Raw genomic sequence first — 17,062 nt, 5'->3', positions numbered from 1 at the left:
GGCTCAGAGTTCTCCCAGTTTCAGGTCGGGGCTGTAGTCGCCCTCGACATCCTTCACCACCGCCTGGGCACAGCGCATCTTGCCGCTCGCCGGGTCATGGGCATAGGCGGGCGAGCCGTAAAGCTCCCAGCCCCCGGCCAGCGCCGCGCTCACCCTGTGGCAGAAGGCGGCGGTGTCTTCATCGGTCAGCAGCCGGTAGACACGCATCACGACACCATCGGCAGCGGCGGGACGCCGGCCCAGAAATGGACGAGGATGATCGCGACATACAGCGCGATGGCGATCCCCCCGAGCCGCAGGTCTCCCTTGAGCGAGCCGCCGGTATAGCGGGTGACGCCCTTCTCGGACCGGTTGATCAGCACGATCTCGGCCACCGCCCAGGCACCGAGCCCGCCGAAGAGAATGATCGAGGCAAGGTCCCAGTTCACCAGCAGATGCGCCACCGCCCAGGTGAGGAAGCCGTACAGCATCGGGTGGCGGAACCATTGCCGCGCATGGCTTTTCGAGCTGCCGACGCCGAATAGCGCGACCGCGCCCAGCATCAGCGTGTTGTTCACATGGATCAGCCAGGACGGCCCGGCAAAGCGCTGCGGCAGCCCCGCCGTCTGGTAACCGATCACCATCAGCACGACCGAGACCACCAGCGGCACCGCGAAGAGCGCCTTCGAGGCCATGCCCAGCCTGTCGTCCAGCATCGCGCGGACGCCCGGGAACAGCCGCTTGAACAGATGCGCAAAGCTCCAGAGAGCCACGCCGAGGATAAGAAGAAACATCAGACCGCCTCCAGTTCTGCAATCGCGGCCGCCTTGGCCAGCGTCTCCCTCGCCGTAACGATATGCAGGTTCTCGACAATGCGGCCATCCACCACGGCGACGCCCTGCCCGGCCCGTTCGGCCTCCTGGAAGGCGGTGATCTGGCGGCGGGCAAGCTCGATCTCGGCTTCGGTGGGGGCGAAGGCGGCATTGGCGACGGCGATCTGCGCCGGGTGGATCAGGGTCTTGCCGTCAAAGCCCAGATCGCGGCCCTGCGCGCATTCGGCCGTCAGCCCGGCCTCGTCCTTGAAGGCGTTATAGACCCCGTCGACCGCGACGATGCCATGGGCGCGCGCGGCCAGCAGGCAATGCGTCAGGCTCGTCATCAGCGCCAGCCGGTCGGGCCGGAACCGGCAGCCCAGTTCCTTGGCCAGATCGTTGGTGCCCATGACAAAGCCCTCGAGCCGCGGATGCGCGGCCAGCGCCGCGGCGTTCAGGATGCCCTTCGGCGTCTCCATCATCGCCCAGAGCGGCACATCCGGGATCGCGGCGGCCAGGTCGTCCAGCTGGGCCGTGGTCTCGACCTTCGGCAGCAGCACCGCATCGGCCCCGGCGCCCGCGATGGCCGCGACATCGTCCCGACCCCAGGGCGTGTCGAAGCCGTTCACCCGGACGATCCTGAACCGGCTGCCATAGCCGCCCGCCTTCAGCGTGTCGGCCAGCAGGGTGCGGGCCGCGGGCTTTTCCTCGACCGCGACGGCATCCTCGAGATCGAAAATGATCGCGTCGACCGGCAGGCCCCGCGCCTTGTCGAGCGCGCGGTCCTTCGAGCCGGGAATGTAAAGCACCGAACGGAAGGGACGGGCACGCGGGTCCATTGATTCTCCTCCAGAGTCATTTTGTTGCGCAAGCCAACACGGCAGAGTCAGAATGCGCAACCCCTTTTGCGCCGCAGCGCAGAAAATGCAACGCGCGGCGCGCTAGCCCGGTCTTGGCGAAGCTCACGCAATCTTCGGCGCATGCCTTCGGGTCCCCCCGCCCCCCATTCAGTCGCCACAGGAGCCTGCCATGCGCGCCCCCCGCCCCTTCCGCCATCCCGCGACCCTGCCCGTCCTTGCCGCCCTGACGATCCTGCTGCCGCAGCTGGCGCTGCCCCAGAACCAGAGCCAGTCTCAGCCCCCGGTTCAGGCTCAGGCTCCAGCTCCGGCGGCCGGGCGCCAATGCGGCCAGCGAGAGGACATCCTCAATCAGCTCCGCAACCGTTATGGCGAGTCGCGCCAGGCGCTGGGACTGGCCGGGAACGACGCCGTGGTCGAAGTTTTCGCCAACACCCGGACCGGCACCTGGACCGTGACCGGCACCTTCGCCAATGGCCTGACCTGCCTTCTGGCCAGCGGCGAAGCCTATGAGCCGGTCGCAGAGCCGCCGGGCCAGGGGATCTGACAGGCTCAGGTCAGCCCGTCCCAGAGAAGCTTGGCCCCGGTCAGCGCAAGCGCCACATAGGTGATGCCGAAGAACCAGCGCTCCGGGACCAGCCGGTGCGCCCGGACCCCCAGCCAGACCCCGAGAACCGCGACCGGGGCCAGCAGCAGCACCGCCAGCCAGGTATCGGCGGTGAAGATGCCGAGAAAGGCATAGGGGCCGAATTTCAACAGGTTGATGGCCCAGAAGACCAGCACGGTGGTCGCCTGGAAGGTGGTCTTGTCCAGCCGCTGCGACAGCAGGTAGACGGCGACTGGCGGCCCTCCGGCATGGCTGACGAAGCTGGTGAAGCCCGCCACCGCGCCCGAAACCGCGCCTGCCGGGCGCCCGAACGGGCGCTGCCGCGCCGGGATCAGCTTCATCCGCACCGCCAGCTGGAAGCCCACGAATCCCAGCGCCACCAGCCCGATCAGCACCCGGAACACATCGGGATCGGTCAGGTGGAACACCGCCGCCGCCAGCGCGATGCCCGGCACCGCGCCAAGGATCAGCACCCGGGCCGAGGCCCCGTCCCAGCGCCGCCAATAGGGCCGGAGCGCGGTCACATCCATCAGCATCAGAAGCGGCAGCGTCACTCCCAGCGCCACGGCCGGGCCCAGAATCACCACCATCACCGCCGAGCCCGCGAAGGCCACGCCGCCGCCGAAACCGCCCTTGGACACACCGGCGAACAGGATCGCCGGGATTGCCACGGCGAAGAAAAGCGGACCGAATTCGATCACGACAGGGCCTCCGGATACAACTGGTCCGGACCCGTCTAGCCGATCGCGGCGCGATCAGGAACCGTCTGGACCTGCGCCCGGCCTTGCGGCAGCCTTGCACCGAAGGCGCCAAAGGACTACGCATCGCGCCGGAACCAACCAATCGGGGAACAATCAGACATGGCCAGACCCAAGATCGCTCTTATCGGCGCGGGGCAGATCGGCGGCACGCTCGCCCATCTCGCCGCGATCAAGGAACTGGGCGACGTCGTTCTTTTCGACATCGCCGATGGGGTGCCTCAGGGCAAGGCGCTCGACATCGCCGAATCCGGCCCCTCCGAGGGCTTCGATGCGGGCCTGAAGGGCACCAACGACTATGCAGACATCGCCGGCGCCGATGTCTGCATCGTCACCGCCGGCGTGCCGCGCAAGCCGGGCATGAGCCGCGACGACCTGCTGGGCATCAACCTCAAGGTCATGAAATCGGTCGGCGAAGGCATCCGCGACAACGCGCCCGACGCCTTCGTGATCTGCATCACCAACCCGCTCGACGCGATGGTCTGGGCGCTGCAGCAATATTCGGGCCTTCCGCCCGAGAAGGTCGTCGGCATGGCCGGCGTTCTGGACAGCGCGCGCTTTCGCCACTTCCTGAGCCTCGAATTCAATGTCTCGATGAAGGACGTCTCGGCCTTCGTGCTGGGCGGCCATGGCGACACCATGGTGCCGCTGACCCGCTATTCCACCGTCGGCGGCATCCCGCTTCCCGATCTGGTGCAGATGGGCTGGACCACCCAGGACAAGCTCGACGCCATCGTGCAGCGCACCCGTGACGGCGGTGCCGAGATCGTCGGCCTGCTGAAAACCGGCTCGGCCTTCTACGCCCCCGCCACCTCGGCGATCGAGATGGCCGAGGCCTATCTCAAGGACCAGAAACGCCTGCTGCCCTGCGCGGCTTGGGTTGACGGCGCGCTGGGGCTCAAGGGCCTTTACGTGGGCGTGCCCACCGTGATCGGCGCGGGCGGCATCGAGCGCGTGGTCGACATCAAGCTCGACAAGCCCGAACAGGAGATGTTCGACAAGTCGGTCGACGCCGTGCGCGGCCTGGTCGAGGCCTGCAAGGCCATCGACAACAGCCTGACCTGAGGTCTCCGCCGCCAAAAGGCGCAACGACACCGGCCTGCGCCGCCTCAAGGGCGGCGCGGGTTTTTTCTTGCCTGCTTCAGGCAGCCGCCCCCCCCACGCGGTGCAGTCATTCTTTCGCCCCTTCGGATCGACGCACGATCGACGCGGCGGCGGCGGTCGGCCCCTTTCCCGGACCGCGCGGATCGTTTCTGCCAGTCGACAGAAGATTTCGGAAACCTCGTCTTAAGTGTCCCGGTCTAAGAGGGTCGATGTCGGCCCCGCAGAAAAACCGTCGCGGGCGCCTCGCATCGCGAAGGACCAGAGATGAGCTCGAACGCCGAAGCCGCTCAAGACAAGCCAGATTTCCAGACCGCCCTTGCCCAGGCGCTCGGGGCGCAGATCCTCGACGAGGCCCATGTTCTGAGCTTCGACATGGAAACCAGGACCCTGGTTTCGGCCAGCGAAGCGACGATCTTCCTGCTCGAACTCTCCGGGGACACGCTCGGTGTGCACGATTTCGACAGCCTGATCGCCTCTCCCGGCCAAACCTCGGACGATCTCTGGAATCGTGCCGTCGCCGGAACCGGGCAGGTCTGGTCCGGCAGCTTCGCCGCCAGCCGCTCGGGCAGCGCCCATCCGATGCAGATGCGCAGCGTCGTCTCGATCTGTCCTGATGGCAGCTTGCGGCTGTCGGTGGTGGGCGAGCCCGCCAGCGCCGGCCTGCCCGCAGCCGGCTCTGCCAGCGCCGGGGCCGGGCACCCCCTCGCACCGCTCTGCGACAGCGCGCTGACCAGCGCCCGCTACGATGCCGAAGGCCATATTCAAGAGGTTTCGGCATCGATGTGTGCGCTGTTGGACCAGCCTCCCGACGACCTGATCGGCCAGCACATGCGCCGCCAGCTCGACGCCGAGTTCAGCCGAGCAAAGGCCTGGACCGAGGCCTGGGCCGGACTGGCCCGGGGCGAATGCGCGGTCCTCGACATCCCGCGTCGTCATGGCGGCCGCGGCATCGTCTGGACCCGATCCCATCTTCTGCCGCTCACCGAAGCCGGGGGAGGATTTTCCGGCGCGCTGGAAATTGCCGTCGACATCACCAGGGAGAGGCGCGATCTCGACCGGATGCGGGCGCGGCAATCCGCGCTCGACAGCCGCCTCGCCACCGCCGAATTCCGCACCGACGGCACGATCCTCGAGGCCAGTGCAGGGTTCTGCAAGCTGCTCGGGCTGACACAGACCGATCTCGAGAGCGCCAGCCACAAGACCCTCATGCCCGCCGAACTCGCCGGGGCGCGCCGCCATGACGATTTCTGGGACCGTCTGTCCCGTGGCGAGCCGGTTTCGGGCCTCTTCCGCCACGAGAGCCCCGATGGACGCATCGTCTGGCTGTCGTCGTGCTACCTGCCACTGGCCGGCGCCGGGACGGAGGAGGTGCAGTCGGTGCTGTTCGTCGGCCATGACGTGACGGCGGCCCGCAAGGCCGAGGCCGAGGCCGAGAACAGGCTCGACGCGCTCGACCGGGCGATGATGGTCGCCGAATATGACGGCGCCGGCCGGATCCGCTCTGCGAATGGCGGATGGCTCGACCGCATGGGACATCGCATCGAGGACATTCTCGGCCGTGGCCTCGACATTTTCCTCGACAAAGACAGCGTCAAGGATGGCAGCGCGGCCCGCTTCTGGGAGGATCTTCGCGAAAACGACGGCTTCTCGGGCGAACTCGTGTGGGTCGATGCCGACGGCCGCGAAGTCTGGCTTCACACCGTCTTCCACCCCGTCACAGACCCCGAGGGCCACGCCGACCGTGTCATCCAGATTGCGGTCGACATCACGGATACAAAGCGCCGGATGCTCGATCTCGACGGCAAGTGGCAGGCGGCACTGAACCATCAGGCGGTGGTCGAATTCGACCCTGACGGCAAGATCCTCGAGGCCAATGAGGGCTTCCTGCGGCTCGTCGGCCATTCGCTGCGCGAGGTCCGGGGCCAGTCGCACAGCTCGTTCTGCCCCGGCGACTACATCCGGTCCTCCGCCTATACCGATTTCTGGATGGCGCTGCGCAAGGGCGAGGCGCAATCCGGCCGCTACCGCCATGTCGCCCGCTTCGACCGGGACCTGTTCCTGCTGGCCCATTACACACCCCTGACCGATTTCCGCGGCGAGGTCGACCGGGTGGTGATGTGCGGATATGACATCTCTCCCCAGATCGAGCTGGAACGCGCCACCGCCGCCCGGGCACAGGACCTCACCACCGAAATCGACGGCCTGCGCGAGGTCAATGACATGCTGCGCGGCGATGCCGACCTGCTGGCTCGCACCAACGAGAAGCTGCAGGACAGCGCCCGCAATGGCGACCGCCTGCTCGATGGCGCGCTGAGCGAGATGCGCACCGCGCGGGAAGCCGCCGACAAGGTCACCGAGATCGTCGACCTGGTCGGCGACATCGCGGTTCAGACGAACCTTCTGGCCTTCAACGCCGCCATCGAGGCGGCCCGCGCGGGCGAGCATGGCGCGGGCTTTTCCATCGTCGCGGACGAGGTGCGCAAGCTTGCCGAACGCAACGGCGAAGCCGCACGCGAGATATCGCGCCACATCGAACGGGCGAATGACAGCATTCTGCGATCGGCCGATGGCACCGAACAGACCATCGAACGTATCCGCGCCATCGGCAGCATGGCCGAGGAGGCATGCGGCGGGCTGACACAGGTGCTTGCCCATGCCGGGGTGGGCGAAGCCGCGGCCGTGACCCTGGCACGCCTGGCGGAAGAGCTGGGCCAGGCGGCAGGACCAAAGGAAAGCTGATGCAAACCGCATCCCAGCTCCGCCGCGAAACGACATATGCCCTGATGGAGGTGGAGGGCGGCGTGATCGGCATCGATATCGAGCATCTCTCCGAAGTCGCTCCGATCGACGCGCTCTCGCCGCTTCTGATCGCTCATCCCGCATTGATGGGCGCAATCCGGCTGCGTGGTCATATCATCCCGGTGGTCGATCCGCGCAGCATCTCGGGCATCGACCCGGTCGGCGCTCCTCCCGGCATCGCCGCGATCCTGAACCAGGGCGACCGGGTGCTGGCGCTTGCGGTGAACGCGATTTCCGGTCTGGCTCGGCTGGCCGACAACGCGGTCCAGCCGCTTACCACGGGCGGTTCCGGGACACCCTTCTTCGTCGGCGGCTTCTTTCACGAAGGACAGCTGGTGAACGTGGTCGACCCGGCCGCGCTGTTCGCTCTGGCCGGGCTGCCCGTTGCCAGCCGGTTCCTCCGCGACGAACGCCCCCGCGGCGGGGCGGGCGGCGAGGGACGCGCATTTCTGACATTTCGCGCAGGCGACGCCACATTCGCCGCCCCTGCGGTCGAGGTCCACCGCACGCTGCCGCGCCAGAGCGTCGAACGGAATGCACTGACCGGAGGCGACTGCCTCGGCTCGGTCACCGTCAACGGATTGCGTGTTCCCGTGCTCGACGCAACCGGCCTTCTGGGGCTTGGCGGTGCGCGCGAAAGATCCGACCCGGAAATCGTGGTCTTCGGCTTTGGCGACGACCGGCTGATCGGACTCGCGGTCGACGTGATCAGCCGCATCGCGACCTTCCGCCCCGACGATCTTCAACCGCCACCCGCGCTTCTGGGCGGCGGAGCGGGCGCCATCGCCTCACTGGCCATCGCAGAGGACGGGGCACAGACCTATGTGATCGGAGGCCCGCGGCTGCGCGAGATGAAGGGGTTGCAGGCCATCGCCGAAATGTCGGCCCCGGTCAGCCCGAAACTTGCCGCGCATGCCACTGCCCCCGCGCGACCGGGCGGGGCCGCGATGCCGGCCCGCCCCGCGGGCATCGGCGCGGAAGCCGCGCCGGACAGCCTGACTGCCGCCGCGTCCGGCGCCCTCCTCTCCGATCCCGGATCCGACCCGGGCGAGACTTCCGCCCCTTCGCCCGACGCACTGATCCGCGATCGCCGCCGCTACCTGATCTTCCAGGCCGGTATCGCCCATGCCGCGCCGATCGAAACGGTCATGCACATCATCGAACCACCCTCCGCCATAACCCCGATGACGCACAGGGCCCCGGGCGTACTCGGTTTCTTCTCGGTCGGCGGCCGGGCAACGACGCTGGTCTGCCTGTCCGGGTTCCTGGGCGAAGCCCCGCCGCGCAAGGGCCAGCATAGCCGGGTGCTGCTGGTCGGCCCCTCCGAGCGCAGAATTGGCTTTCAGGTTTCCGCGGTCGAGGGCATCGAACCTGCAAACTGGCGCGCGCTCAACACCGCCCCAGCGCCCTTTCGCGAAGAGATGGTCAGCCTCGGACGCGGCACGGCGCAGCGCCTGCTGCCCTGCCTGGACATCTGCCGTCTGGCCGCCGACATCGCCGAACGCATCCACGACGAGAGCATCTATGCCTGAGCCGGACAGGTCCCGTCCCGCCCCGGCCCTCAGACCGGCGCGCGGGTCTCGATCCGGCTGCCCGCCGGATCCTTGTGCACATAGAACCCGTTCGGGATCGCCTCCTGCACCAGCGGCACATGCGAGATCAGCCCGACCGCCCTGGTATGCCCGACCAATGCCCCCAGCGCCTGCAGGACCCGGTCGAGCGTCCCGGCACCGTCCTCGGTGTCGAGGCTGCCGAAGCCTTCATCGATGAAAATCGTATCGAGCCGCACCTTGCCGCTGGCGCTTTCGACCGCATCCGCGAGCCCCAGCGCCAGTGCCAGCGCGGCGATGAAGGTCTCGCCGCCCGACAGCGTCGTCGTCGGACGCGCCTTGCCGGTGAACAGATCGAAGACCTGCAGCCCCAGCCCGCGCCGTCCGCGTCCTCCGCCCCCTTCGGCCTCGCGCTCCAGCCTGTAGCGCCCCCCGCTCATCGGCCCGAGCCGCCGGTTCGCCGCCGCCAGCACCCGGTCGAACATCGCGCCGATGGCATAGGTCTCGAGGTCGAGCCCCTGGGGATTGCGCCCCTCGAAAAGCGCCGACAGGCGGCGCAGGGGCGCTGACGCGGCCTCCTCGGCCCCGAGCCGCTGCAGCGTTCCGACAAGATCGTCGCGAAGCGACGCCAGATGGTCCGACGCATGCGCCGCCGCGGCGCGCCGCTCGGTCGCCTCCGCATGCCGGGCCTCGGCTGCGGCCAGAACCTCGCGCAGCGCCGGCAGATCGGGCCGCGTCCGCCCCTCGATCGCCTCGGCCGTGGCCCGGGCGCGTTCTTCCGCCACCGCCAGCGCGCGACCATGCGCCTCGACCGCGGCCCGGTCCTCCTCCAGCCGGGCAATGGCGGGTTTCAGCGCCGCCAGATCGTCGGCGGAAAGCCCGGTCTCGCCCAGTCGCCGGGCAAAGGCCTGCCGGGCGCCCTCGTGCCGGGCGCGCGCCTCGGCCATCGCCCGTACCGCCGCCTCATGGCCGGCGCGCGCGGCCAATGCCGCCTCGCGGGCATCGGTGGCGGTCTTCATCGCACCCTGCCGCGCCGCATCGCGCGCCTCGAGCGCCGCCTGCCGGGCGGACAGCGCCGCCGTCAGCGCGGTCTCCGAGCGCAATGCTTCGGGCACCGGCGCCAGCATCGCCTCGATCCGCGCGGCTTCGCGCAGCGCCTCCGCCTCGCGTTCGGCAATGACCTCGCGACAGCGCTCGCGCGTGTCTTCGGCCGCCCTGACCGCCGCGTCGAGCCGGGCAAGCAGGCCCTCGGCAACGGCGATCTCGGTCTCCGCCCCAAGCGCGGCCAGAGCCTCATGGGTGGCCCGGATCCGGGTCTTGAGCGTCGCCGTGTCGGTTGCAGGCCGGTCAAGCCCGGCCAGCCGTTCCTGACGGCCGGCCAGCACACCGCGTTCCGAGGCAAGCGCCCGGTCGGCCTCGCGCTGCGCCCGGTCGGCCTCTTCCCATGCCGCCCGCGCCGTCCGCAACGCCGCCTCGGACGCCGAGGCCTCGCCCGCCCCGGCGGCAGGCGCCGGATGGTCGGTCGCGCCGCAGACCGGACAGGGAGCGCCCGGTTGCAGACCGGCCGCCAGATGCAAGGCCTGGCTCCGCGCCAGACGACGTTCGGCCGCCTCCATCTCGGCATGGGCGGCGCGGCTCCGACGGACGGCGTGTTCCAGGGCCCGAACCAGCCGGGCAACGGCCTCGGTGGTCTCACTGACGTCGCGGGTCGCGGCCTCGACGCTCAGCGCGGCCTTCATCTCGGTTTCGAGCGCCTGCAGCCGGGCAGACAGCAGCGCGCGATTGGCCGATGTCTGCCGTGCCGCCTGCACCGCCTCGGCCGCCTTGCCACGTTGCGCCATGCGCTGAGCCAGCGCCCCCTGCGCGGCGGAATGCTCGGCCCGTGCCGCCTCGGCCCCGGCCTGCGCCTCTTCCGCGCGCTGCCGCAGCTCTGCCGCCGCCGCAAGCGTCTGGGCATGACGCTTCAGCGTCTCGACCTCGCGGCGCAGCGCCTCGGTTTCGGGCCCGCGTGCCGTCTCGGCCTCCTGCCGCGCCGCCGCGCGCGTCGCGGCGGTCTTGGCGGTTTCAAGACGCGCCTCGGCCGCATCCATCCGTCCGGACGCCGCCTCGGCCTCGCGCGCGGCCTCGACAACCCGCGCCTCGAGATCGAGCAGCAGCCGCGCGCGATCGGCCCGGCGCAGCTGCGCCGCCAGCTCGGCCATCGCGGGCCCCGCCTCGCGTATCCCGGCCAGCGCCTGGTCTGCCGCCGCCGCCGCCAGAAACCGCGCCTCGGTCTGTTCTGCCGCGCTCAGCCCCGCACGGGACGCCGCCGCCTCGCGCGTTGCCGCCGCCTCGGCACTCCGGGCCTCGACCAGCCGCGCCTCGGCCGCGGCAAGACCGGTCTCAAGCGCCTCCATCCCCTCGAAACCCTCGGCCGCAAGCCGTCCCTCGCAGACCGCGCGCGCCTCGCGCAGCGTCCGTTCCAGCATCTCGGCTTCGGTCTTCATCGTCGCGGCGAGACGGCGGTAGATCGAGACATCGAAAAGCTCGCGCAGGATCTCGAGCCGCTCGCGGGTGCGCGCGGCCAGGAAGGTCTCGAACCGACCCTGCGGCAGCAGCACGATCTGACGGAACTGGTGCGACCCATAGCCCAGAAGCTCTGTGACTGCCGCCGAGACCGCGCCCACCTTCTTTTCGGCCAGGATCTTGCCGCGCCCCTCGGCCCCGATCCGGTCGAGCGGCAGCCCGGTCGCGTCGAAAAGATAGGCCTCATGCGGGTCGCGGGTCTCGCCGCTGCCGCGGGTCTTGGGCCGCGACTGATCGGGACGGCGCAAGAGCACATAGCGCCGGTCGCCCAGATCGAACACGAACTCGACTTCGGTCGGCATGTCCGGATCGGCATGATCGGCACGAAGCGAGGGCGCGTCCTGCTCGGCCCGCGCGGCCTCGCCGAACAGCGCGAAGGTCATCGCGCTGAAGATCGTCGACTTGCCCGAGCCGGTCCGGCCGTAGATCCCGAACAGCCCCGCCGCCACCGCGGCGCGGAAATCGACCACCTCGCGGCCGGGAAACGGGCCGAAGGCCTGCAAGGTCAGCCGGACCGGCCTCATGCCCCCTCCTCGCCGCCGCGCAGCCCGTCGAGGGTCGCGGCAATCGCGGCCAGTTCCTCGGCATCGGCCCGCTCGCCGCGCACCTGATCCAGGAACCCGCCGATCACCGCCATCGGATCGTCGAGCCCGCGCGGCACCGGGCCCAGCGCCTTGAGCTCGGGCGCCCGCGCCTCGCGCGCATAGCAAAGGTCGCAGGCATTGGGGAACACCGCGCGCAGCCGCCGCATGGCGTCGATCACCGGCGCCTCGTCGGTCAGGACAGCGCGCAGGAAATCCTCCGAAGGCGGCAGCCGCAGCAGGTCTTCATGGCGCCCCTCGACCACCCGCACGCCCCGGATCGGCCGGAACGGGATCGGCGCGATCCGCACCTCTCCGGCACCGTCGATCTCGACCAGGCTCATGGATTTCTCCTCGCCCGCCTCGTCGAAGCCGAAAGCGAGCGGCGCGCCTGCATAGCGGATCTCGGGCCGACCCGCCGATTGCGGGCGGTGCAGATGGCCGAGCGCGACGTAATGGGCGCCGTCGAACAGCTCGGCCCCGACCGTCTCGACCCCGCCGATCCGGGCCAGCGGCCGCTCGGCCTCGCTGACACAGGCGCCCGCGACGGTGCCATGGGCGACGACGACCCAGCGCGCACCCTCGGGCAGGGCCGCCCGGGCGGCGCCGATCTGGGCGCGCAGGACATCCTCGGGCGAGGTGAGGGTCTCGTCGCCGAAGGCCTCGCGCGCGGCATATTCCCAGGCGAAGGGTAGCGCCGAGAACGCGACCGGACCCTCGGCATCGGCAAGGATCAGCGGCGGTTCCTCGGCCGCGGCCGTGCCCCGGATCAGCGCCCGAGCGGTGTCGGTCATCACCGACATCGCCTCGATCCGGTCGCCGGAATCGTGGTTGCCCGCGATCATCACCACCGCGGCGCCGGTCTCGGCCCGGATCCGGCTGAGGAAGGCGTTGAACTGGCGCACGGCGCTGGCGGGCGGGGCGGCGCGGTCGAAGACATCGCCCGCGATCACCAGCGCATCGACCTCATGCGCCAGGGCCGCCGCCGCGATCTGGTCGAGAATGGCGGCATGGTCTGCCTCCAGCGAGAGGCCGTTGAACTGGCGCCCGAGATGCAGGTCGGCGGTATGGAGAAGTCGCATGCCGGAGATCGTTCCGCCAATCGGGGCCAAAGTCCAGAGGAAGAGCCGGGTGACGGCCAGACCAAGCTCAGCGCATGAAGCGCGCGGCCTCGATCCAGTCGACCATGGCGACGTCGATCTGGCGCAGGATCTCGGCGGCCTGCGCGGGCTCGTTGCGGTTCTCAAGCGCATCCAGCGCCATGTGCAGCGCCCGGTGCATCTGCTGCACCCCGTCGATCGCCTCGCGGCTGGCCACTGGTTTCATGCCTGCTTCTCCCGGCCCTGATGTCGGGGACCAGAGATGGACCGGAACCCCGGGCAGAGGCAAGGGGGGCTCAGAGCCTGTCCGCCGCGCGGCGCTCGCGCTCTTTCAGCGCGCCCCAGCCCAACGCGAAGGCGATGGTGGCCAGGACGAAGAGGATGCCCGGCGCATTGATCGCGGGCGACAGCCCGAAGCGCATCCGCGCGCCGATCTCGGTCACCAGCGGGTGCTGGCCGCCGATCGGGAAGATGGTGGTGGTGTAATTCTCGAAGCTCTGCAGGAAGGTGATGATGGTGGCGGTCAGGATCTTGGGCCTCAGGAATGGCAAGGTGATCCGGCGGAAGGCCTGGAACGGCGTCGCGCCGAGATCGCGCGCGGCCGCCTCGAGCGCCATGTCCTGACGCTGGAGCCGGGCCATGAACATCAGCATGGCATAGGAGGCGATGAAGCTGGTCTGGGCGAGGATCGCGGTGAACAGACCGGCGGCGACGCCCAGCTCGTTCCAGAAGATCGCCGTCGAGATCCCGAGGATGATGCCGGGCGTCAGGAGCAGCGAGACCAAGGCGCTGTAGAGCCCCCCGTCGGCCGGCCGCCGAACCGCCGAGCCGCCGAGAGGCAGCGCCCCGGCCAGCCCGATCACCGCGCCCGCGATCAGGATCGAGTTCATCAGCCCCAACCACACCCGGCGATCCTGCCAGAGCTCGGCGAAACAGCGCGGCGTGAGCCCCTTCCAGACCGTGACCGAGGGCGGGGAATGGTAGTAGGAGCCCGCCGCCACCATGATCGCGAGCGGCAGGAACATGTTGAGGAAGAAGACCACCATATAGATCCGCAGAACGAGGCCGCTGCCCTGCCGGGTCATTTCGCGATATCCCGCAGCCGGACCTTCAGAAGCCGCATCATTAGGAAGACGAAGCCGGTACAGACCGCCAGCAGGCTGACCGCATGGGCCGCGCCCGTGTTCCATTCCGAGACCTGGAAGAAAAGAATCGGTTGCAGACGAGCTGCGCGAACCAGGGCGCCGCGGTCCCGCGGGTCATGATACATGGCACCGAATAGGAGACGGCCGACAGCATGAAGGTCATGATGCAGCCGACCGCGATGCCGGGCCGGGCATTGGACAGGACGATCCGGCGATGGATCTGTCAGCTCCCGGCGCCCAGGTCGCGCGCGGCCTCGATCTGGTTGGTATCGAGCGTTTCCAGCACGTTATAAAGCGGAAAGATCATGAACAGGATATAGGCATGGACCATCGCCACGAAGACGCCGGTGCCGCTTTCAAGAAAGGGTATCGGGCCGATGCCCGCAAGCCCCAGAACCGCGTTGAGCGGCCCGCCATGGTTCAGGATCATCTGCCAGGCGAAGACCCGGAGCAGCTCGTTGATGGCATAGGGGATGACCAGCGCCAGCATGATCAGCGCGGCCCGCAGCGGCGGCTGGAGCTTGGCAACGGCGAAGGCCACGGGATAGCAGACCGCGAAGGCGATGGCGGTCACGGCCAGCGCCGCAGGGATCGTCCCGGCGAAGATCCACAGATGCGGCCGCCCCATCTGCGCGTGATCCGACAGGGTCCAGGTCCGGACCGGGGTGCTTTCCTGCGCTTCCAGCCTGCCGATCCGGGCCGCAAGCCTGGCGCGTTCGGCATCGTTCGCGGCCAGCCGCCCGGCCCGGTCGGGCGGGCCATCGGAGGTTTCGGCTGCGGCGCGGTGCAGCGCCAGCACATCGAGGCAGTTATAAAGCTGGTCGATCTCCAGCGAGAGCTCGGCCGCGCCCGCCGGGCGCTCCATATTCCAGAGCGAGCGCTTGATCATGATCGCCTGTGGCGCGGCGATCAGCCCGAGAATCCAGGTCCCGGCCAGAACCACCAGCAACACGGCCAGCGGCGCGCCGAAGCTGCGCCCAAGCCGCGTCATCGGCCGTTCCGCCCCCGGGCAGGATCACCCCCGCCGCTTCGGAAAAGCCGAGACGAAGCGGCCCCTATGGCAGGTCTCCGGCGCCCGAATTGACCCGCTGCACGGTCAGGGCCCCGGCCGGGGTCTCGACGATCAGGGTCGAGAAGGCGCCCTCCTTGTCGCGGCGCGCAAGACGGCCCCCGAGGGTATTGGCCGCAGCCTCGCCCGGACCCAGCAGATGAAGGCGTTCGGACCGCAGGAACAGCACCGTCTCGACGCCCGGGGCCAGCCCGCACGGGTTCTGCGCCAGGAAGCTGCCGCCCGCGGTCGCGATCCGGGCGCGGTCGCGGGCGACGGCTTCGATCCGTCCGGACAGACGGTTCATCTTGCCGACGAAGGTGGCGACGAAGGCGGTGGCGGGACGGTCATAGATGTCGTCGGCACTGCCGACCTGCACGATCCGGCCATGGGGCATCACCGCGACCCGGTCCGACATGGTCAGCGCCTCGCCCTGATTATGGGTGATGTAGACGAAGGTGATGCCGGTCGCGACCTGGAGCTGCTTGAGCTCGGCCCGCATGTGCTGACGCAGCTTGAGATCGAGCGCGGAAGGCGGCTCGTCCAGCAACAGCACCGCCGGCTCCACCGCCAGCGCGCGGGCGATGGCGACGCGCTGGCGCTGCCCGCCCGACAGCTCGGCGGGCAGCTTGTCGCCCTGCCCGCCCAGCGCGACCATGTCCAGGAGCTCGAAGGCCCGGTCGCGACGGCGGCGACGGCTCCAGCCCCCCATCTCGAGCCCGAAGGCCACGTTCTCCCAGACCGGCATCAGCGGAAACAAGGCGAGGTTCTGGAAGATCAGAGCGGTCGGACGGGCCGATCCCGGCCATCGGTTGTCCACCGATCCGCACCTCGCCCGCGGACGGCTCGAGAAAGCCCGACAGCAGGCGCAGGATCGTGATCTTGCTGCAGCCTGAAGGCCCGAGGATCGGGAAGAAGGCGCCCGCCTCGATGGCCAGATCGGTGGGATGGACGGCCCGGAAGCTGCCAAAGCGCACCGCCGCCCCGACAAGCGCGACATACATTCCGCGGGAGGGTGAGGTCATGGGGGCAGGTCCGGAAAAGGGCAGGCGCGGGCGGCCGGAGCCCCCCGCGCGTCAGGCCGGCCGGTCAGACGTTGGTGAGCTTTTCGGTATATTCCTCGCGCAGCGGCGAGATCCAGGGCGTGAACATCGGCCACCACCAGAGATTGTTGATGGCATCGCCCTGATAGGCGAAGGTGAAGGCCTCCTTCCTGGCCTCGGTCATGTGCCAGGGCGGCCGAATTGCAACCGGCGGCATGCGAGAACATGCCGCCGATCCCGGGCGTCAGCAGGGAATTGAGGGATTCATAGACCTGGTCGACATTTTCAGCGCCCGAGGGAATGGCGGCGGTGGCTTCGGTGGCATTGCTCCAGAACGCGCCGATATTGCCGCGGTGCTTTTCACGAAGGTGATGCAGGCATCGAAGACACGGCGGTTTTCCGCTTCCGAGGCTTAGATGTCCATCGCCCGGTTCGAGCGCACCTCACCGATGGCGTCGAGACAGATAGGAAGGCTGGTCAGCACCGATTTCTGTCGCAGCGCGACCTGACGGTCGAGCCCCCCGGCCCAGAGATGGCCATAGGACAGCGCGCCCGGGGCGATGTCATGCAGGCTGGCATCCCAGGTGATGCCCTCGGTGCCCCCGTCGAAAGGCACCAGATAGCGCCTGCCGCGATGCGCTACCCCCCAGTTGCAGCGACGAGCACCAGAGCGCGGACTGGACCCGCTCGACCTTCAGCTTGGACCCGTCGATCTCGTCCAGCAGGTTGCCGTCGTCGTAATCGGGCCGGCGGTCGACCGAGGGGAACAGGATGTCGAAGCCCCTGCCGCCCGCGCTGCGCAGCTTCGCGGTCGCTTCGTCGTTCGAGCCATAGGTCGAGAGATTGACCTTGATGCCGGTCGCCCCGGTGAAGACCTCGAGGATCTCGCCGGTCCGGAAATAGTCGCCCCAGGCGAAGACCTTGACCTCGCCCGACGAGGCCGGGGCCCGGCACGCGATCAGGGTCGCGGCCAGCATGGCGGCACCGCTTGCCAGCACGGCACGGCGGGACAGGGAGGACAGCGTCATTGTCATCTCGTATCTCCTGACAGATCGAAAGGAGCCGACCGCAGGATCAGCGGCCATTCGCGACGCCGTTGCACCCTTCATGTGAC

19 protein-coding genes and 1 pseudogene are annotated in these 17,062 nt (G+C 69.1%); 5 read left to right on the top strand and 15 right to left on the bottom strand.

Annotated features, from left to right (window positions below; genetic code table 11):
* Positions 1 to 3: 3 nt before the first annotated feature.
* The 3 genes from B5V46_RS04485 to B5V46_RS04475 are packed head-to-tail and all read right to left on the bottom strand — an operon-like array spanning position 4 to position 1,630.
* Positions 4 to 207: a DUF1737 domain-containing protein gene (locus B5V46_RS04485; protein ID WP_080615483.1), complete on the bottom strand. Its 204-nt coding sequence runs from the start codon at positions 205 to 207 to the stop codon at positions 4 to 6.
* Complete coding sequence (locus B5V46_RS04480; RefSeq protein WP_080615482.1) at positions 207 to 773, bottom strand: NnrU family protein; 567 nt, start codon at positions 771 to 773, stop codon at positions 207 to 209. The genes B5V46_RS04485 and B5V46_RS04480 overlap by 1 nt, the downstream gene beginning before the upstream one ends.
* Positions 773 to 1,630, bottom strand: coding sequence for a CoA ester lyase (locus B5V46_RS04475; RefSeq protein ID WP_080615481.1), 858 nt, complete (start codon positions 1,628 to 1,630; stop codon positions 773 to 775). The genes B5V46_RS04480 and B5V46_RS04475 overlap by 1 nt, the downstream gene beginning before the upstream one ends.
* 190 nt (positions 1,631 to 1,820) lie before the next feature.
* Between B5V46_RS04475 and B5V46_RS04470 the strand changes: the two genes are divergently transcribed.
* Positions 1,821 to 2,195 carry a hypothetical protein gene (locus tag B5V46_RS04470; protein WP_231119233.1) on the top strand — a complete coding sequence of 125 codons (375 nt, stop codon included), beginning with the start codon at positions 1,821 to 1,823 and terminating at the stop codon, positions 2,193 to 2,195.
* Positions 2,196 to 2,200: 5 nt separating this feature from the next.
* On the opposite strand, the gene B5V46_RS04465 is transcribed toward B5V46_RS04470, so the two are convergent.
* Entirely contained in the window at positions 2,201 to 2,956 is a 756-nt protein-coding gene (locus B5V46_RS04465; protein WP_231119232.1) for a sulfite exporter TauE/SafE family protein, read from the bottom strand.
* Positions 2,957 to 3,115: 159 nt separating this feature from the next.
* Here B5V46_RS04465 and mdh point away from each other — a divergent pair, with 159 nt between their 5' ends.
* The 3 genes from mdh to B5V46_RS04450 all read left to right on the top strand — a co-directional run bounded on the left by mdh (position 3,116) and on the right by B5V46_RS04450 (position 8,448).
* A complete protein-coding gene (gene mdh / locus B5V46_RS04460) occupies positions 3,116 to 4,078 on the top strand; it encodes a malate dehydrogenase (RefSeq protein ID WP_080615480.1) in 963 nt (320 codons plus the stop codon).
* A 303-nt stretch (positions 4,079 to 4,381) separates the two neighbouring features.
* Positions 4,382 to 6,856, top strand: a complete 2,475-nt coding sequence (locus B5V46_RS04455; RefSeq protein WP_080615479.1) for a PAS domain-containing protein — start codon at positions 4,382 to 4,384, stop codon at positions 6,854 to 6,856.
* Entirely contained in the window at positions 6,856 to 8,448 is a 1,593-nt protein-coding gene (locus B5V46_RS04450; RefSeq protein ID WP_196774344.1) for a chemotaxis protein CheW, read from the top strand. Before B5V46_RS04455 ends, B5V46_RS04450 begins: the two co-directional genes overlap by 1 nt.
* Positions 8,449 to 8,477: 29 nt before the next feature.
* Here B5V46_RS04450 and B5V46_RS04445 read toward each other — a convergent pair whose 3' ends face one another.
* From B5V46_RS04445 to B5V46_RS20420, 9 genes and pseudogenes are all read right to left on the bottom strand, one after another.
* Positions 8,478 to 11,555, bottom strand: a complete 3,078-nt coding sequence (locus B5V46_RS04445; RefSeq protein WP_080615477.1) for an AAA family ATPase — start codon at positions 11,553 to 11,555, stop codon at positions 8,478 to 8,480.
* On the bottom strand, positions 11,552 to 12,694 hold the full coding sequence (locus B5V46_RS04440) for an exonuclease SbcCD subunit D (RefSeq protein WP_080615476.1): 1,143 nt from the start codon (positions 12,692 to 12,694) through the stop codon (positions 11,552 to 11,554). The genes B5V46_RS04445 and B5V46_RS04440 overlap by 4 nt, the downstream gene beginning before the upstream one ends.
* A gap of 67 nt (positions 12,695 to 12,761) precedes the next feature.
* Positions 12,762 to 12,938 carry a hypothetical protein gene (locus B5V46_RS19635; protein ID WP_155773945.1) on the bottom strand — a complete coding sequence of 59 codons (177 nt, stop codon included), beginning with the start codon at positions 12,936 to 12,938 and terminating at the stop codon, positions 12,762 to 12,764.
* A gap of 70 nt (positions 12,939 to 13,008) precedes the next feature.
* The gene (locus B5V46_RS04435; protein ID WP_080615475.1) at positions 13,009 to 13,797 is read right to left on the bottom strand and encodes an ABC transporter permease; all 789 of its coding nucleotides are present in this window, start codon (positions 13,795 to 13,797) and stop codon (positions 13,009 to 13,011) included.
* Positions 13,794 to 13,982, bottom strand: a complete 189-nt coding sequence (locus B5V46_RS20425; protein WP_231119231.1) for a hypothetical protein — start codon at positions 13,980 to 13,982, stop codon at positions 13,794 to 13,796. The genes B5V46_RS04435 and B5V46_RS20425 overlap by 4 nt, the downstream gene beginning before the upstream one ends.
* Before the next feature lie 98 nt (positions 13,983 to 14,080).
* A complete protein-coding gene (locus B5V46_RS04430) occupies positions 14,081 to 14,848 on the bottom strand; it encodes an ABC transporter permease (protein WP_231119230.1) in 768 nt (255 codons plus the stop codon).
* 64 nt (positions 14,849 to 14,912) lie between these two features.
* Complete coding sequence (locus B5V46_RS04425) at positions 14,913 to 15,725, bottom strand: ABC transporter ATP-binding protein (RefSeq protein WP_255377955.1); 813 nt, start codon at positions 15,723 to 15,725, stop codon at positions 14,913 to 14,915.
* A gap of 40 nt (positions 15,726 to 15,765) precedes the next feature.
* A pseudogene (locus tag B5V46_RS20650) lies at positions 15,766 to 15,909 on the bottom strand (ABC transporter ATP-binding protein); the annotation flags it as partial.
* A gap of 85 nt (positions 15,910 to 15,994) precedes the next feature.
* Positions 15,995 to 16,132 carry a hypothetical protein gene (locus tag B5V46_RS20420; protein WP_231119229.1) on the bottom strand — a complete coding sequence of 46 codons (138 nt, stop codon included), beginning with the start codon at positions 16,130 to 16,132 and terminating at the stop codon, positions 15,995 to 15,997.
* Positions 16,133 to 16,163: 31 nt separating this feature from the next.
* Between B5V46_RS20420 and B5V46_RS20415 the strand changes: the two genes are divergently transcribed.
* Positions 16,164 to 16,364, top strand: a complete 201-nt coding sequence (locus tag B5V46_RS20415; RefSeq protein ID WP_231119228.1) for a hypothetical protein — start codon at positions 16,164 to 16,166, stop codon at positions 16,362 to 16,364.
* Here the strand turns inward: B5V46_RS20415 and B5V46_RS20410 are convergent.
* Positions 16,361 to 16,564 carry a hypothetical protein gene (locus B5V46_RS20410; RefSeq protein WP_231119227.1) on the bottom strand — a complete coding sequence of 68 codons (204 nt, stop codon included), beginning with the start codon at positions 16,562 to 16,564 and terminating at the stop codon, positions 16,361 to 16,363. The two genes, B5V46_RS20415 and B5V46_RS20410, sit on opposite strands and share 4 nt — an antisense overlap.
* Positions 16,512 to 16,982 carry a hypothetical protein gene (locus B5V46_RS20405; RefSeq protein ID WP_231119226.1) on the bottom strand — a complete coding sequence of 157 codons (471 nt, stop codon included), beginning with the start codon at positions 16,980 to 16,982 and terminating at the stop codon, positions 16,512 to 16,514. The genes B5V46_RS20410 and B5V46_RS20405 overlap by 53 nt, the downstream gene beginning before the upstream one ends.
* Between the last annotated feature and the right edge of the window lie 80 nt (positions 16,983 to 17,062).

This window comes from Rhodovulum sp. MB263 (assembly GCF_002073975.1).
Classification (GTDB): domain Bacteria; phylum Pseudomonadota; class Alphaproteobacteria; order Rhodobacterales; family Rhodobacteraceae; genus Rhodovulum.
The sequence above is the reverse complement of the archived record's forward strand: the minus strand, read 5'-3'. Positions and strand labels throughout refer to the sequence as shown.

Coding starts and splice junctions, on each gene's coding strand:
- B5V46_RS19635 (WP_155773945.1), bottom strand. CDS start 12,938: ATGAAACCAGTGGCCAGCCGCGAGGCGATCGACGGGGTGCAGCAGATG.
- mdh (WP_080615480.1), top strand. CDS start 3,116: ATGGCCAGACCCAAGATCGCTCTTATCGGCGCGGGGCAGATCGGCGGC.
- B5V46_RS20425 (WP_231119231.1), bottom strand. CDS start 13,982: ATGTATCATGACCCGCGGGACCGCGGCGCCCTGGTTCGCGCAGCTCGT.
- B5V46_RS04445 (WP_080615477.1), bottom strand. CDS start 11,555: ATGAGGCCGGTCCGGCTGACCTTGCAGGCCTTCGGCCCGTTTCCCGGC.
- B5V46_RS20415 (WP_231119228.1), top strand. CDS start 16,164: ATGCGAGAACATGCCGCCGATCCCGGGCGTCAGCAGGGAATTGAGGGA.
- B5V46_RS20405 (WP_231119226.1), bottom strand. CDS start 16,982: ATGACAATGACGCTGTCCTCCCTGTCCCGCCGTGCCGTGCTGGCAAGC.
- B5V46_RS04450 (WP_196774344.1), top strand. CDS start 6,856: ATGCAAACCGCATCCCAGCTCCGCCGCGAAACGACATATGCCCTGATG.
- B5V46_RS04485 (WP_080615483.1), bottom strand. CDS start 207: ATGCGTGTCTACCGGCTGCTGACCGATGAAGACACCGCCGCCTTCTGC.
- B5V46_RS04470 (WP_231119233.1), top strand. CDS start 1,821: ATGCGCGCCCCCCGCCCCTTCCGCCATCCCGCGACCCTGCCCGTCCTT.
- B5V46_RS04475 (WP_080615481.1), bottom strand. CDS start 1,630: ATGGACCCGCGTGCCCGTCCCTTCCGTTCGGTGCTTTACATTCCCGGC.
- B5V46_RS04440 (WP_080615476.1), bottom strand. CDS start 12,694: ATGCGACTTCTCCATACCGCCGACCTGCATCTCGGGCGCCAGTTCAAC.
- B5V46_RS04435 (WP_080615475.1), bottom strand. CDS start 13,797: ATGACCCGGCAGGGCAGCGGCCTCGTTCTGCGGATCTATATGGTGGTC.
- B5V46_RS04480 (WP_080615482.1), bottom strand. CDS start 773: ATGTTTCTTCTTATCCTCGGCGTGGCTCTCTGGAGCTTTGCGCATCTG.
- B5V46_RS04455 (WP_080615479.1), top strand. CDS start 4,382: ATGAGCTCGAACGCCGAAGCCGCTCAAGACAAGCCAGATTTCCAGACC.
- B5V46_RS04430 (WP_231119230.1), bottom strand. CDS start 14,848: ATGACGCGGCTTGGGCGCAGCTTCGGCGCGCCGCTGGCCGTGTTGCTG.
- B5V46_RS20420 (WP_231119229.1), bottom strand. CDS start 16,132: ATGACCGAGGCCAGGAAGGAGGCCTTCACCTTCGCCTATCAGGGCGAT.